Genomic DNA, 15,207 nt, shown 5'->3' on the forward strand with positions numbered 1-15,207 from the left:
ACAGGTGATAAAATATAAATCTACTTTTTAGATAATGGAAGTACCGATATGAAACTTGTAAGCCCATTTCGAATAGTATGTATCATACGTTAAAAACAAAGGAGGGCATATATGATTCGAATTAGTTTATGCATGATCGTAAAGGACGAAGAGGCTGTTCTGGGACGTATACTTGAGCAGATGAAAGATATCGCAGATGAGATCATAATTGTGGATACAGGTTCATCGGATTCTACCAAAGATATCGCACAAAAATATACTTCAAGAGTTTTTGATTATGAGTGGCACGATGATTTCGCAGCGGCGCGAAATTTTGCCTGCAGTAAAGCGTCTATGGACTATTGGATGTGGCTTGATGCCGATGACGTTGTTACTTCGGAAAACCAGAAAAAGATAAAAGAGCTTAAGGAGACTTTGGACCCAAGTATTGACGTGGTGATGATGAAATATCTTGCTGGATTTGGAGAAGATGGCGCTGCTAATTTTTCTTATTACAGAGAAAGGCTAATAAAAAACAAAAAAGGTTTTTTATGGGAGGGTAGAGTACATGAAGCAGTAACACCGAGGGGTAAGATAATTCATTCAGATATAGAAATAGAACACAGGAAGATGGTTTCGGCAGATGCAGACAGAAATCTCAGGATATATCAGTCTATAATAGCGGAAGGGCAGAGTCTGGAACCGCGACATCAGTTTTATTACGGCAGAGAACTTTATTATCATGGAAAATATGATGAAGCGTTATCGGTATTTGAGGAGTTTTTGAAATCATCTGAAGGATGGAGAGAAAATAAAATAGATGCGTGTATGCAAACAGCGTTGTGTTATGAAAAAATAGGTGATTCTGAGCATCGTCTCAACAGTTTGCTTAATAGTTTTAAATACGATACGCCAAGGGCTGAGGTTTGCTGCGAAATTGGAAGATTTTTTATGGAACAGAAGACTTTTGAGATTGCTGTTTATTGGTATGAACAGGCTCTTACAGTTCCTGATAAAAGTCAAGAAGGAGGATTTGAACAAAAAGAATATCATGACTATATTCCGCTTATTCAACTGTGTGTATGTTATGACCGTCTGGGAGATCATTATAAAGCATGGCAGTATCATTTGCGCACAACATCTTTAAAACCTAAAGCAGATGCAGTTTTAAAAAATCAAAAATATTTTGAGCGCCTGTTCTCAGAATCATGAAAAAAATGTAACCGGATCTGAAAAAAAGCATATGGTAGAGTATAGGCGTTAGAATAGACGCTGATGACGTATGAATAATAGTATATTCATATTTGTCAGGCATAAGAAATGCTAATAAGGAGGAAAGTGTATGCTTTTTAATAATCCAAATAATAATGATTGTTGCTGCAACAATTTTAATAATACTTGCTGTGACAGAGGACCGACAGGACCGACAGGTCCGAGAGGGTGTCCCGGTCCGAGAGGTCCAAGAGGAGCCCAGGGGCCAATGGGCCCGGAAGGCCCTATAGGATTTCCGGGTCCAACCGGTCCAATGGGGCCGCAGGGCCCTGCCGGATTGAACGGTGATATAGGGCCAATAGGTCCAACAGGTCCGCAAGGCCCTGCCGGATTCCCGGGTCCACAGGGTCCAACCGGGGCAACTGGAGTAACCGGAGCGACAGGTCCGACGGGAGCCCAGGGGCTGGCAGGTTTAGCAGGTCCAACAGGTCCAACAGGTCCGACGGGTCCAACAGGCCCAACCGGAGCTACGGGCCCAACAGGTCCTGCAGGAGCCGGAATTGATACTGTAGCTGAGTTTGTGCAGGGAACACCTTATCCAAGAGGTGCTATGTTGTTTTATAACGGGGCTCTTTATCAGGCAGCTGTTGATGATCCAGTGGGAACACCGGGAACATCTCCTGATTTTGATCTGGTAACTGTTACAGCGACAGGAACAACAGGCCCAACGGGTCCAACAGGCCCAACCGGAGCTACAGGCCCTGCAGGAACAGATGGGGCGACAGGTCCGACGGGTCCAACAGGTCCAACCGGAGCAGAAGGTGCAGCCGGAGCGGCAGGAACAGATGGGGCAACAGGTCCGACAGGCCCAACTGGCCCGTCAATATATGCACAACAAGGAAAATGCCGTAACCATGCGGCTTTCAGCACATTAAAGACAATTAAACAACCCCTATAATTACACCTAAAACGCCGTAGCAAGGTTGGACAAGCCTTGATATGGCGTTTTTAAGTGAGTAGGATATGTCGCCGCAGCTTGAAAAGAGTTGCGGTTTTTTTATGCCCGAAAACAGGCGGTAACGTGGAACGTTAGGCGCGAAAAAGCCCTTATAATACAAGGCTTTTCAGACGCAAAAACGGCAAAGGCATACTGCAATACCAAAACCGCCGAAAACGGCTTTCTATTATTCCACGCAGACCGAGAAAGGAAGTGATAAAAAATGGCAGTTTTCCGAGTTGAGAGAAATACGGGCTATACCGTTATGAGCAACCACCACTTGCGCAATAAGGAACTCACCTTAAAGGCAAAAGGCTTGCTTTCGCAAATGCTGTCTTTGCCCGAAGATTGGGATTATACCCTTGCGGGCTTATCTCACATCAACCGGGAGAAGATCGACGCAATCCGCGAAGCGGTCAAAGAACTTGAAAAAGCCGGATATATCGTCCGCAGCCGGGAACGCGACGAGAAAGGACGTTTGCGCGGCGCGGATTATGTCATATATGAGCAACCGCAGCCCAAAGAGCCGGAAGCAGCTACCAGCAGCGAACAGCCGCCTACATCGGATTTACCTACATTGGAAAATCCAACATTGGATAATCCAACGTTGGAAAAACCTACGCAGGAAAAACCTACGTTGGAAAATCCAACGCAATTAAATAAAGATATATCAAGTAAAGAACAATCAATTACTGATCTATTAAATACTCATTCCATTCCTTTCCATTCCCTAAATCCCTTGCCTTATGAGCAGGACGAAGCGGCTACGCCGCCGGAAAGGAAAAGAACGGAAGCGAAAACAAACAGCGCAATAGCGATTTATCGGGAAATCATCAAGGACAACATCGACTATGATATTCTCATTCAAGACCCCAAAATGGATAAAGACCGTTTGGACGAGATTGTAGAAATCATGCTGGAAACCGTCTGCACAGCCCGAAAGACAATCCGTATCGCCGGGGACGACTACCCCGCCGAACTTGTGAAGTCAAAGTTTATGAAGCTGAACAGCAGCCACGTTGAGTTTGTTTTGGACTGCATGAGGGAGAACACAACCAAAATCCGCAACATCAAGCAGTATCTTAAAGCGGTTCTGTTCAACGCGCCGAGTACCATTGACAGCTACTATACCGCCCTTGTCAATCACGACTTTTACGGCAGCAAATGAGCATAGCCGCAGTTTACCGGGAAAGGAGTTGATACCTTGCAGGAGGAAGTAACCCAAAAAACGATTGCCCTATCCGTCAACGTGGGAAAAGGCGCGGCAAGGCTTACCGAACAGGCGTTGCAGAAAGCAATCAAGAAGTTTTTGGAGCAGCGCAAAAGCCATACCCCGCATGGGAAACAGACCATGCGGCAGCTTATGAAGCAAAATGTGGGTGTTTCCAACATCGAGATCACCGACAGCAATATCAAAGCCTTTGAGAGTACCGCGAAGAAGTACAACATAGATTTTTCGTTGAAAAAGGTTAAGGGCGAGCAGACCCGTTACCTTGTGTTTTTCAAAGGCAGGGACGCGGACGTTATGACCGCAGCGTTTCAAGAGTTTTCCGCAAAGAAGCTAAACAGGGACAAAAAGCCCTCTATCCGTAAAGCCCTTGCCGCAGCAAAGGACAAGGCGAAGCAGCTTAACGCCGCCCGCGACAAGGTAAAGAAGATAGACAGGGGGCGCGAGATATGAAGCAGATGAACTACAAAAAGCTGATAATCCCGAATATCCCGTATGTGTTCTTTGTCTATCTCTTTGATAAAGTCGGACAGGCGGCGCGGCTTGCCCCCGGCGCGGATATTTCCGAAAAGATACTCAATATCACACAGGGGTTTTCCGAAGCGTTTTCAAATGCCTTGCCGAGCGTTCACCCGCTGGATTTGCTTATCGGCATTGTCGGCGCGGTGGTTATCCGTCTGATTGTCTATGTCAAAGGGAAAAACGCGAAGAAATACCGCAAGGGCGCAGAATACGGCAGCGCACGTTGGGGCAACGCCGAAGATATAAAGCCCTACATCGACCCGGATTTTCAGAACAACATCATTTTGACGCAGACCGAACGCCTTACCATGAACAGCCGCCCGAAGCAGCCGAAATACGCGAGAAATAAAAACGTCGTGGTGATCGGCGGCAGCGGCAGCGGAAAAACAAGGTTTTTCGTAAAGCCTAATTTAATGCAGCTTCATTCTTCCTATGTCTTGACAGACCCGAAAGGCACCGTCCTAATCGAGTGCGGAAAGCTGCTGCAACGGGCAGGCTACCGCATTAAGGTACTGAACACGATAAACTTTCGGAAAAGTATGCACTATAACCCATTTGTCTATATCCGCAGCGAAAAGGACGTGTTAAAGGTTGTCAATACCCTTATCGTCAATACCAAAGGCGAGGGAGAAAAAAGCGCGGAAGATTTTTGGGTAAAAGCCGAGAGGTTATTATATTGCGCGTTGATCGGCTACATTTGGTATGAAGCCCCCACCGAGGAAATGAACTTTACAACGTTGCTTGAACTTATCAATGCAAGCGAAGCACGCGAGGACGACGAGGAATACCAAAGCCCCGTTGATCTGCTCTTTGCCGATTTGGAAGAACGCAGCCCCGACCATTTCGCGGTGAAGCAATATAAAAAATACAAATTGGCGGCGGGCAAAACGGCAAAGTCAATCCTTATTTCTTGCGGTGCGCGGCTTGCCCCTTTTGATATAGAGGAACTCCGGGAACTCATGTCCTATGATGAATTGGAACTTGATACATTGGGCGACCGGAAAACCGCGCTTTTCCTCATAATGAGCGATACCGACGACACCTTTAATTTTGTTATCGCTATTTTGCAATCGCAGCTTTTCAATTTGCTTTGTGATAAAGCGGACGACGAATACAACGGCAAATTGCCTGTTCATGTCCGCTTTTTGCTTGATGAGTTTGCGAACATCGGACAGATACCCCGATTTGATAAACTGATTGCCACAATCCGCAGCCGGGAAATGTCCGCTTCTATCATTCTGCAATCGCAGAGCCAGCTAAAAGCCATTTACAAGGACGCGGCAGAAATCATACTTGATAATGCCGACAGCACCTTGTTTTTGGGAGGACGTGGGAAAAATGCAAAGGATATTTCGGATAACTTGGGACGGGAAACAATCGACAGTTTCAACACTTCCGAAAATCGCGGCACGCAGGTTTCTCATGGACTTACTTATCAAAAATTAGGAAAGGAGTTGATGACACAGGACGAAATAGCAGTTATGGACGGTGGGAAATGTATTTTGCAGCTACGCGGTGTACGTCCCTTTTTAAGCGACAAATACGATATAACGAAACACCCGAACTACAAATACCTTTCCGACTTCGACAAGAAAAACGCTTTTGATGTGGAACGGTATATGTCTACCCGCCCGGCAATAGTAAAGCCCGATGAAGCCTTTGACATATACGAAATAGATTTGTCCGACGAGGACGCAGCCGCCGAGGAATAACGGCGGCATTTTCATTTTCAACAACATTTTTTGAGCCGCACAGCGGCAGAAAGCGAGGTTTATATGGATTTCTTTAACAGCGCAGTTGGTGTATTGCAGACTTTGGTTATCGCGCTTGGCGCAGGTCTTGGCATTTGGGGTGCCATTAACTTAATGGAGGGTTACGGCAACGACAATCCCGGAGCCAATGCTCATGTACGGTAAAGTATCACAAGAAAATTATGTCGAATTGACAGCCGCCTCCGCTATACCGAATAAGGAAATAAAGAGTCCTCAAATTTTGCGCTACTAAATGAAGACGAGCGGAAGTAATCTCCCGCTCGTCAGTAAACTTAACTATGCCATATCAATCCCGCTTCTTTCCCGCCACCGGCACTAAGAACAGCGCGGGCAACAGCAGGAAAGCGGTACAGACCAGCCCCCAGGGTATGGACACCTGCTGGGCTACCAGCCCCACAATAGGCCCGCCGATGATCTGCCCGAAAGAGTCCAGCTGTCCGCTGGTGGAAAAGACTGTGGCGCGCATTTTCTCATCCACTTGGTCGTTCATCCAGGCGGCCAGCACAGGCTCCTTGATGGTGCGCATAAGCCCCGCCAGCAGGAACACCAACAACATGAACCAAAAGCTCCGCCCCACCGCGAAGAGAACCAGGAACAGGATATACCCGGCGCTGGTGGACATGACCACACTGGTTCGGCTGACAGTCCCTTTTTTCTCCATGCGGGCGATGAGCAACTGAGAAGCCAGAATACCTAAGCCGTTGCCGATAAGACTGATAACACCGAACCAAGTGACGCTGTTCAGCGGCCCGATAACGGGTATTACCGTGTCATCCAGAAAATGAGCGGTGGAGAGCCGGTCAAAGCCTTCACTGGCAAGTCCCCCGCATAGTGTGATTGCTAAGAGCGCCAGCAACACAGGTGCGCCTTTCACAAAGCCCAGGTTGAGCTTGAACAGGCAGACAAAGTCTTTAAGCAAGCCCTGCCGTTCCTCAATAGCAGGGGAGAAGTTGGTTTCTGGCATGATGCGAACCATCACCAGCCCCAACAACAAGCACAAACTGCCCCCCAAGATGAGAGGCATTTGCAGGTTTATGTTTCCCAGCAGTGTGCCCAGCACCACGCCCAGAACGCCGCCGATTTGCCCCATTTGACTGCCCCGCAGGAACACCTTGTCTATGGGTTTGTCCTCTTCCTCCGAGGCAATCCACGCCTCCAGAGCGCCGGTGATGAAGGTATCACCGCAACCCCAGACAACCTGGGCCAGCAGAACCGGCGCGAACCACGGTAGCGCACCCTCCATCAGAAAGCCCAGGCCGTAGAGGAACATTCCAATCAGCACCGAGCGCCGACGGCTATACAAATCCGCCACCACACCGGTGGGCATCTCGAACAGAAAGCAGGAGGTCTCCTGAACCGTCCCTACCAGGACAAGCTGGAAAGCATCCAGCTGCACCACCTCCAGGTGGTACACGATGGAAAGCACTGTGGACATAGAAACCGCCAGGGAACAGACAAATCGGAACAGCAGGTAGACAGAATATGCCTTTGAATTTTTAGCAAACATGAAGTTACATTCTCCTAGTATAATAATGGTGTAGTCAAGAACGACTACTGGTTAATAGTTACAAAGTCCAATCTAATAAATCTATATAGATATAACGGAAGGAGGAGTTCCCCCTCCATCAGAAGTTATAGGACATATTTACCGTGTCTGAGGTTTCCTTAATGCACCAGACAAAATATAGAGGTATAATCACTGAAGGCAGGATCATTGACGTTTCCTCCTTGGGAGCCGGCCTTCTGGGATATTTCGCAATAGCCAGCAATGAACGCTTGCATTGCGCAAGATGTTACATTATCTTCTGAAACATATGCCGGATCTTGTCTAAACGGCTGTTCGGGCGGCGTGGCTGAAACACAGGCTCGCCGGAAGTTTCCTGATACCCTTTTAATTCTGTAATGCAGACACTTCTTCCATTTGTATAAAAATTCAGATCATTCCTATATTCACCGATACAACGGGCAGGGATTTCCCCCTTAAAAATAACTTCATCTTTTTCAAGTCTGGTTGATTCAATGATTGCGCAATACTTTGGTGCGTCATTATAAGCCCGTGAAAGATATTCCTGCGGCGCAAAAAGAGTAAAGGAAAGGTATGGTTCCAACAGTTGTGTCCCTGCTTTTTTCAATGCCTGTTCCAACACGATAGGTGCAAGAAAACGAAAATCAGCGGGGGTACTGACCGGACTGTAATAAACTCCATAATCAAAACAAATTTGGCAGTCTGTCACTCCCCAGCCATATAAGCCCTGCTCCATTCCATAACGCACCCCCTCCATGACGGCATTTTGAAAACTTTGGTTTAAATATCCGAGAGATACCTCGCTTTTATATTGTGTTCCGCTTCCAATAGGAAGCGGTGTTACAGTCAAACCAATAGATGCCCAAAACGGATTCGGCGGCACTTCAATATGAATCGTGCAGCTCGCTTTTTTTTGCGGTCTTTCCAGATAAATAACCGAAGGCTCTTTCGTAACCACGCCCACATGATATTTTTCTTCTAATAGCGAACAAATAACTTCTAACTGTACTTTTCCCAAAAAAGATAACATGATCTCATGGGTAACAGTATCAATGTCAAAATGCAAAAGAGGATCTGTATCAGCGATCTCTACGAGGGCATTTAACAGGGCTTCCCTTTGCTCCGGCTTTTGCGGCTCTACGGTTGTCCGAAGTAATGGCATGGGATCATCGATCCGTGTTTTTTGAGGTAAGAGTTTTTCGTTTCCCAGAATGTCGTTCAGTTTCAAAGTATCATCAGCTAAAACAACAATTTCTCCCGGATCAGCATGGTCAGCCGGGACGATTTCACCATTTAACGGAATACACATTTCTGTAATCTTTATTTTTTTCTTTTTTGACAGCGGCAGCTCATCCCGTAAATGGAGCGTCCCATGATACAGGCGTAAATAAGTAAGCCGTTTTTTCCGGTCTGTATACTCAACCTTAAAAACATATCCACATAATTCAGACTGAATATCGTCTGTTTCTGTAATGAAAGTTTCTGTAATCGCTTCGATCAGTTTTTCTGTTCCTAAATTGTCTTTTGCACTCCCATGATAAACAGGAAACAAAGAGCAGCATCTGGTTCTTTTGCACTTTTCATATTGTAATTCCTGTATATCCAAAGGATCCTCTGCAACATATCGTTCTAACAGTTCATCGCTTCCAGAAATAACAATATCCCATTTGTCCAAATCAGAAATATCGGTTATGGTTATCTTGGGCGACAAGGCAACCTCCTGCATGACAATCATATCACTGGTAAGTTTATCTTTGATGCTTTGGTAAACACGCCGCAGGTCGATTCCATTTTGGTCTATCTTATTTACGAAGATGATTGTCGGGATGTTCATCTTCTGAAGCGCATTGAATAATATACGTGTCTGTGCCTGTACGCCGTCTTTTGCCGAAATGACTAAAACAGCTCCGTCAAGGACAGATAAAGATCGGTATGCTTCGGTTAAAAAATCCATATGACCGGGAGTGTCCACGATGTTGATTTTATAATCATTCCAGCAAAAAGAAGTAACTGCTGTCTGAATGGTAATTCCACGTTGCCGTTCCAAAATCATAGTGTCTGTTCTTGTAGTTCCTTTATCCACGTTTCCCTGTTCCGCAATCGCTCCACTGGTGTATAGCAGGCTTTCCGTCAATGTTGTTTTTCCTGCGTCTACATGGGCAAGGATGCCAATATTTATTATTTTCATGTGATTGTCCTCCTTTTACAGCCCTAAAGGGCATAAAAATCCCCAGCAGTAAAATACTTTTACCACTGGGGATTATAATTTGCGGACATACACATATACAGCATACACCTATTTGTGATCGCTGTTTTTTGGGATATGTCAAAATTGATAAGGCAAAAGTATTCTTAAATTGGGTACAAAAACCAAGCCCCCGTGAAAGGGACTATCATAATTCTTTGTTCCCACTATTTGATTATAGTTTTATTTAAGAATACCTTGCCGCATATTTTTTTACTCCTTTTCTGGAATGAAACTATTATATCACATCAGCTTTAGGAAAGCAAGTACCTAAAAGAAATTTTTCTTCCTCTTATATGTTAACAATCATACCGGCTTCTTGGCGTTCAGAATAGTTTCTGCTGTTTGCTGTGGTGTTTGGTTGGAATTGTCCAACCAAAAGCTGATCCGGGGTGTTGTCTGTATAAATGTATCGTATATTGATAAAATCAGCATCAGAGAGGAGGAACCATTTTGAACCAGAAACAGACGGATATTACAACAGGAAAGCAAATACGTCATCTGCGAACACAATCGGGAATGACACAGGAAGAACTGGCTGGGGAATTGAATGTTACCCGGCAGGCGCTATCGAATTGGGAGAGAGATGTTAATGAACCCGATTTAAATACGTTGAAAAAAATTTGTTTTCTTTTTGGAGTCCACATGGACGATTTTGCGAAGGAGGTAATAACAAAAATGGAAACATGTGAAAAAAAAGAGAAACGACAATTTAATAAGTATGATATGGCAATTGGACTTTTTTATGGTGTCGGGATATTTCTTGGCATTGGTATTTTCTTTGTTGGCGGTTTTATGACAATGTCGGGTGCAGGGTGGGGAGCATCACTATTTGGCGGTGGCTGTTTTTCTCTTGTATTTGGCTTGATATGCCATGCAGTTATTACATTGAGAAGAAATGACAAATGATGACATATCCTGCTTTCTAGACTTTTCGGTCATATCGCGTAAAAAAGCCGCTGCTTTTGGCTTTCCAATAGCGGCGGCAAAGGGAAATATCCTTTGAATACCTTACAGAAGAAAAGTTTTGCAGCATTATAAAAATAAAAGCCTATACCATTTTGGAAAGAAAAGATACATAATAGTCAAGACGGCAACAATCAGAAGTTATGGAGGGTAACAATGGAATATAGTAAGGAAGATTTAATGGAAGCAAAAAGGCAAATTTTGGGAGTGGGAGAGAACATGGGAACAGAGGAAAGTAAAAAAATCTGGGAGAAAAACGCACAATTTTGGGATAATGCAATGGGTGACAAATCTAATGAATTTCACAGAGAGGTAGTGCGTCCCAAAGTAACGGAACTTCTATCTCCTAATCCTGCGGATTACATTTTGGATATTGCGTGTGGCAATGGAAATTATTCTTCGTATCTTGCACAAAGAGGCGCTTCGATTGTCGCTTTTGATTACAGCAAAAAAATGATAGAATTGGCTAAAAGACGGCAATCACAATATGCAAAACAAATTGAATTTTGTGTAGCGGATGCGACCAATAGAGAAAGTATATTAGAATTAAAAAGAAATCGAGCCTTTACGAAAGCAGTTTCTAATATGGCAATTATGGATATTACGGATATTGAACCACTTCTTATGGCTGTTTATGAACTGTTGGAGGAAAGCGGAATTTTTGTCTTTGCAACGCAACACCCTTGTTTTATCACGTTGACTGAAAAATATATGACACCGCACAGTTACTATGGTATAGCGATTGAAGGGCAACCGGAGGAGCAGATTTATTATCATCGTTCCATACAAGATATTTTTAACCTTTGTTTTAGAGCTGGATTTGTCATTGATGGATTTTATGAAGAATGTTTCAAAAACAACAAAGAAATTCCTATGGTAATGATAGTAAGGCTTAAAAAGGTAAAACGTGATAGCTTAAAATAAATTCAAGTTTGCCGGATAAATAGCAAACCTGGCCGAGCCAGTCAACGGTCAAGATGAACGGGCTTCGCCCGCCGTTGACAGCCCCGCCCGGTTTTGCAGTTAGGCAGTCAAGGAGCGACAGCCTAAAGTGCTGCCGCCCCTTACTATCATAAAAAGCAACTACTAACCAGCCACAGCCCTTTTGGGAGGAAAGGGGGATTTTCCATGACCTGTACAGAAGAATATCGGGAACATATCGAGTACACTTTCCATGCCTTTTGCAAAGTCGTTATCCGAAATGCAACGATCAACGCAGCGAGGACACGGAGCAGGAAGCACAAAAGAGAAATATCCCTTGAATACCTCACAGACGAAAAGCACTACCCTTTAGGCACGACAGATGAATATTTCCAAGCCCCGGAGCCGGACGAGGAATACATACTTACCCTTTGCGGCGATACGGTCATTTTCAGCAGCGGCTTACTTGCGGAAGCCCTGTCACGGCTGGACGAACGGGAGCGGGAAATGATTTACCTGTCCTTTTTCAAGCGTATTCCACAGCACGAAATTGGCAGACAGTACGGGCGCAGCCGCAGCACAGCGGGCTACCATATCCGAAAAGTCCTACGGCAGCTCCAAGCGGAAATGGAGGGAATGGCATATGAGAAATAATAGGCTTCTCCCCTATGAAACAATCGTCCAAGCCACCAGCGGGGAGCCGGAAGCGGTGGGAACTGTATTGCAGTATTACCGCCGCCGCATACAATGTGCCGCCCGTGTGAATGGACGGGTAGACCAAGATACAGAGGACTACATCACCCAGACGCTTCTCACAGCTATTTTCAAGTTCCGCTTTGGGAGATAGCCCTACCGCCTACAACTGAATAACCGCCGCTTCGCCGGCAACCAGAAAGCAGTAAATCTATTCAACAGATTTGCTGCTTTTTTTCGTTCCTGTTTGGCATTTTTGAAAATCCCCAGTATGAAAAAACAAAAGGGAAAATTGCCGCCGCAGTTGGCAAAATCCCTTACTTATCCGTGGAGGGTATCAAAGAAAAAAATACTGCCATTGTCCGCCTTTTTCGGCTTGCGTGGTGTTGTAGGGAATAAGGGGAAATTCTAAAAATCTCCGTCCATTTTGCTTTGCGTGGTGTTGTAGGTAGTGAAAGGAAAATTTTCAAGATATGCCGGAATAGCGGGTAGCAAAGCCCTTTTGAAACGTCTTGTTAGCGGAAAGTACGGAAGCCGGGGAACGCCGGAGTTTTTCAGAGCAAGATTCTACCGCAGTACCAAAATTCGCTTTTCGCTCATTTTGCCCCTGCGGGAATCTTGTTGGGGAGTGCCTTCCCCAAACCCTGCTTATGCGGCTTGCGCCGCTTAAAAATCCTTCAAAATATTTTTTCGGATTTTTCAAAAACAGTTCCGCTTCACACCCCGTTTTTCTCCTATTAGTGAGAGGACACCACGCACAGAAAGGAGGTTTTACCATGCGAAAACGATACAACACACCGCACCGCAGCCGGGTAGTCAAAACACGCATGACCGAGGAAGAATACGCCGAGTTTGCAGAAAGGCTTTCTGCCTACAACATGAGCCAAGCCGAGTTTATCCGGCAAGCCATAACCGGGGCAGCCATACGCCCCATCATAACCGTTTCTCCCGTCAATGATGAGCTGCTTGCCGCTGTTGGGAAGCTGACCGCCGAATACGGCAGGATCGGCGGCAACTTAAACCAGATAGCCCGGACGCTGAACGAGTGGCACAGCCCCTACCCGCAGCTTGCCGGGGAGGTACGGGCGGCGGTTTCCGACCTTGCTGCCCTAAAGTTTGAAGTCTTGCAGAAAGTGGGTGACGCTGTTGGCAACATTCAAACATATCAGCTCTAAAAATGCGGACTATGGCGCAGCGGAAGCCTACCTCACATTTGAGTATGACGAGTTTACCATGAAGCCCACCCTTGATGAAAACGGGCGGCTGATACCGAGGGAGGATTACCGCATTTCTTCCCTTAACTGCGGGGGCGAGGATTTCGCTGTTGCCTGTATGCGGGCTAATCTCCGCTATGAGAAAAACCAAAAACGGGAAGATGTGAAAAGCCACCACTATATCATCAGCTTTGACCCACGGGACGGGACAGACAACGGCTTGACCACAGACCGGGCGCAGGAACTGGGGGAACAGTTCTGCAAGGCACATTTCCCCGGACACCAAGCCCTAATCTGCACCCACCCGGACGGGCATAACCACAGCGGGAATATCCATGTGCATATCGTCATCAACTCCCTGCGGATTTACGAAGTCCCGCTTCTGCCCTACATGGACAGACCAGCCGACACAAGGGAGGGCTGCAAGCACCGCTGTACCAATGCCGCTATGGAATATTTCAAGAGTGAAGTCATGGAGATGTGCCACCGGGAGGGGCTTTACCAAATCGACCTCTTGAACGGCAGCAAGGAACGGATAACCGAACGGGAATACTGGGCGGCAAAGAAAGGGCAGCTTGCCCTTGATAAAGAGAACGCCGCCAGAGAAGCCGCAGGACAGCCGACCAAGCCCACCAAGTTTGAAACGGACAAGGCGAAGCTGCGCCGGACGATACGGCAGGCACTTTCCCAAGCTGCCAGCTTTGACGAGTTTTCTTCCCTTTTGCTGCAGGAGGGTGTGACCGTCAAGGAGAGCCGGGGGCGGCTTTCCTACCTCACGCCGGACAGGACGAAGCCTATCACAGCCCGGAAGCTGGGGGACGATTTTGACAAGGCTGCTGTCCTTGCCCTGCTTACGCAGAACGCCCACAGAGCCGCCGAACAGACCAAAGCCATACCGGAATACCCACACACCCAAAAGGGACGCTTGCAGGAGGAAAAAGCCGCAAAAACCACCCCGGCAGACAACATCTTGCAGCGCATGGTTGACCGGGAAGCCAAGCGAGCCGAGGGCAAGGGCGTGGGTTATGACCGCTGGGCGGCAAAGCACAACCTAAAGCAGATGGCGGCTACCGTTACTGCCTACCAGCAGTACGGCTTTTCTTCCCCGGAGGAACTGGACGAAGCCTGTTCTGCCGCCTATGCCGCCATGCAGGAAAGCCTTGCAGAGCTGAAGCAGGTGGAAAAGACGCTGAACGGGAAAAAGGAGCTGCAACGACAGGTGCTTGCCTATTCCAAGACCCGCCCTGTCCGGGACGGGCTGAAACAGCAGAAAAACGCCAAAGCAAAAGCAGCCTACCGTCAGAAGTACGAAAGCGACTTTATCATAGCAGACGCAGCCGCCCGCTATTTCAGGGAAAACGGCATTTCCAAGCTGCCGAGCTATAAAGCCCTGCAAGCAGAGATTGAAACCCTTATCCAAGAGAAAAACAGCGGCTACAACGATTACCGGGCAAAACGGGAGGAATACCGCCGCTTACAGACTGTCAAGGGCAATATCGACCAGATTTTACACCGGGAGCGCAAGCCTGTGAAAAGGCAGGAACAGGAACGATAAAAACCGCCCCAAAATGTACCCGAACCTATACAGAACAAGGGGGCTGCCCCGTACCCTATCCGCAAATACCAAAGGATTTTTTAACGGGCTTATAGGGCAGAAAAACCCCGAAAATGATACCGAGATGATACAGAATTACCGCCGATACCGCCACACCAGCGGAAACGGCAGAAAGGAGCGCACCCATGCCAAGAATGAGCAAGAAACGGCGGCTGGAATGGTCTTTTTTCCTGCGGCAAGTGAAAGTCGGGAATTCCACCTGCGACCGTATCACATACAATGACCTCTGCCGGGGCTGTACCCATAGCTGCAAGCAGAGCTTCCGGGCGATTATCATACTCTGCCCCCACTACTACTCCAAACGCCGGAAAAAGGAGG

The 15,207-nt window shown here is 46.7% G+C and carries 15 protein-coding genes; 12 read left to right on the plus strand and 3 right to left on the minus strand.

The window, feature by feature from the left end:
- Nucleotides 1-111: 111 nt before the first annotated feature.
- The 6 genes from H8692_RS07350 (at nucleotide 112) to H8692_RS07375 (ending at nucleotide 5,854) form a co-directional block, all read left to right on the plus strand.
- Nucleotides 112-1,191, plus strand: coding sequence for a tetratricopeptide repeat-containing glycosyltransferase family 2 protein (locus H8692_RS07350; RefSeq protein WP_187525357.1), 1,080 nt, complete (start codon nucleotides 112-114; stop codon nucleotides 1,189-1,191).
- 130 nt (nucleotides 1,192-1,321) lie between these two features.
- Complete coding sequence (locus H8692_RS07355) at nucleotides 1,322-2,149, plus strand: collagen-like protein (RefSeq protein WP_187525358.1); 828 nt, start codon at nucleotides 1,322-1,324, stop codon at nucleotides 2,147-2,149.
- Nucleotides 2,150-2,411: 262 nt separating this feature from the next.
- The gene (locus H8692_RS07360; protein WP_003508224.1) at nucleotides 2,412-3,356 is read left to right on the plus strand and encodes a DUF6017 domain-containing protein; all 945 of its coding nucleotides are present in this window, start codon (nucleotides 2,412-2,414) and stop codon (nucleotides 3,354-3,356) included.
- 36 nt (nucleotides 3,357-3,392) lie between these two features.
- Nucleotides 3,393-3,869 carry a PcfB family protein gene (locus H8692_RS07365; RefSeq protein WP_003508226.1) on the plus strand — a complete coding sequence of 159 codons (477 nt, stop codon included), beginning with the start codon at nucleotides 3,393-3,395 and terminating at the stop codon, nucleotides 3,867-3,869.
- A complete protein-coding gene (locus H8692_RS07370; RefSeq protein WP_187525359.1) occupies nucleotides 3,866-5,650 on the plus strand; it encodes a VirD4-like conjugal transfer protein, CD1115 family in 1,785 nt (594 codons plus the stop codon). The genes H8692_RS07365 and H8692_RS07370 overlap by 4 nt, the downstream gene beginning before the upstream one ends.
- A gap of 30 nt (nucleotides 5,651-5,680) precedes the next feature.
- A complete protein-coding gene (locus tag H8692_RS07375; protein ID WP_465250893.1) occupies nucleotides 5,681-5,854 on the plus strand; it encodes a Maff2 family mobile element protein in 174 nt (57 codons plus the stop codon).
- 142 nt (nucleotides 5,855-5,996) lie between these two features.
- Here the strand turns inward: H8692_RS07375 and tet(40) are convergent, their stop codons facing one another.
- The gene (gene tet(40) / locus H8692_RS07380) at nucleotides 5,997-7,217 is read right to left on the minus strand and encodes a tetracycline efflux MFS transporter Tet(40) (RefSeq protein WP_109215034.1); all 1,221 of its coding nucleotides are present in this window, start codon (nucleotides 7,215-7,217) and stop codon (nucleotides 5,997-5,999) included.
- Nucleotides 7,218-7,503: 286 nt separating this feature from the next.
- Nucleotides 7,504-9,423, minus strand: a complete 1,920-nt coding sequence (gene tet(32), locus H8692_RS07385; RefSeq protein WP_187525360.1) for a tetracycline resistance ribosomal protection protein Tet(32) — start codon at nucleotides 9,421-9,423, stop codon at nucleotides 7,504-7,506.
- A gap of 510 nt (nucleotides 9,424-9,933) precedes the next feature.
- On the opposite strand from tet(32), the gene H8692_RS07390 reads away from it, so the two are divergent.
- The 6 genes from H8692_RS07390 to H8692_RS07415 all read left to right on the plus strand — a co-directional run bounded on the left by H8692_RS07390 (nucleotide 9,934) and on the right by H8692_RS07415 (nucleotide 14,829).
- Nucleotides 9,934-10,389 carry an XRE family transcriptional regulator gene (locus tag H8692_RS07390; RefSeq protein ID WP_003505401.1) on the plus strand — a complete coding sequence of 152 codons (456 nt, stop codon included), beginning with the start codon at nucleotides 9,934-9,936 and terminating at the stop codon, nucleotides 10,387-10,389.
- 213 nt (nucleotides 10,390-10,602) lie between these two features.
- A complete protein-coding gene (locus H8692_RS07395) occupies nucleotides 10,603-11,370 on the plus strand; it encodes a class I SAM-dependent methyltransferase (RefSeq protein ID WP_003505400.1) in 768 nt (255 codons plus the stop codon).
- Between the two features lie 204 nt (nucleotides 11,371-11,574).
- Nucleotides 11,575-12,021 (plus strand): RNA polymerase sigma factor, encoded by a 447-nt coding sequence (locus H8692_RS07400; protein ID WP_003505338.1) that lies wholly within the window; start codon nucleotides 11,575-11,577, stop codon nucleotides 12,019-12,021.
- Nucleotides 12,011-12,214, plus strand: a complete 204-nt coding sequence (locus H8692_RS07405) for a helix-turn-helix domain-containing protein (protein ID WP_003505336.1) — start codon at nucleotides 12,011-12,013, stop codon at nucleotides 12,212-12,214. Before H8692_RS07400 ends, H8692_RS07405 begins: the two co-directional genes overlap by 11 nt.
- A 622-nt stretch (nucleotides 12,215-12,836) precedes the next feature.
- Nucleotides 12,837-13,235, plus strand: coding sequence for a plasmid mobilization protein (locus H8692_RS07410; RefSeq protein WP_002569238.1), 399 nt, complete (start codon nucleotides 12,837-12,839; stop codon nucleotides 13,233-13,235).
- Complete coding sequence (locus tag H8692_RS07415) at nucleotides 13,198-14,829, plus strand: relaxase/mobilization nuclease domain-containing protein (RefSeq protein ID WP_465250894.1); 1,632 nt, start codon at nucleotides 13,198-13,200, stop codon at nucleotides 14,827-14,829. Before H8692_RS07410 ends, H8692_RS07415 begins: the two co-directional genes overlap by 38 nt.
- 89 nt (nucleotides 14,830-14,918) lie before the next feature.
- Here the strand turns inward: H8692_RS07415 and H8692_RS11040 are convergent, their stop codons facing one another.
- Nucleotides 14,919-15,179, minus strand: a complete 261-nt coding sequence (locus H8692_RS11040; protein ID WP_187305733.1) for a hypothetical protein — start codon at nucleotides 15,177-15,179, stop codon at nucleotides 14,919-14,921.
- Between the last annotated feature and the right edge of the window lie 28 nt (nucleotides 15,180-15,207).

It is taken from the genome of Lentihominibacter hominis, from assembly GCF_014385065.1.
Classification (GTDB): Bacteria; Bacillota; Clostridia; order Peptostreptococcales; family Anaerovoracaceae; genus Lentihominibacter; species Lentihominibacter hominis.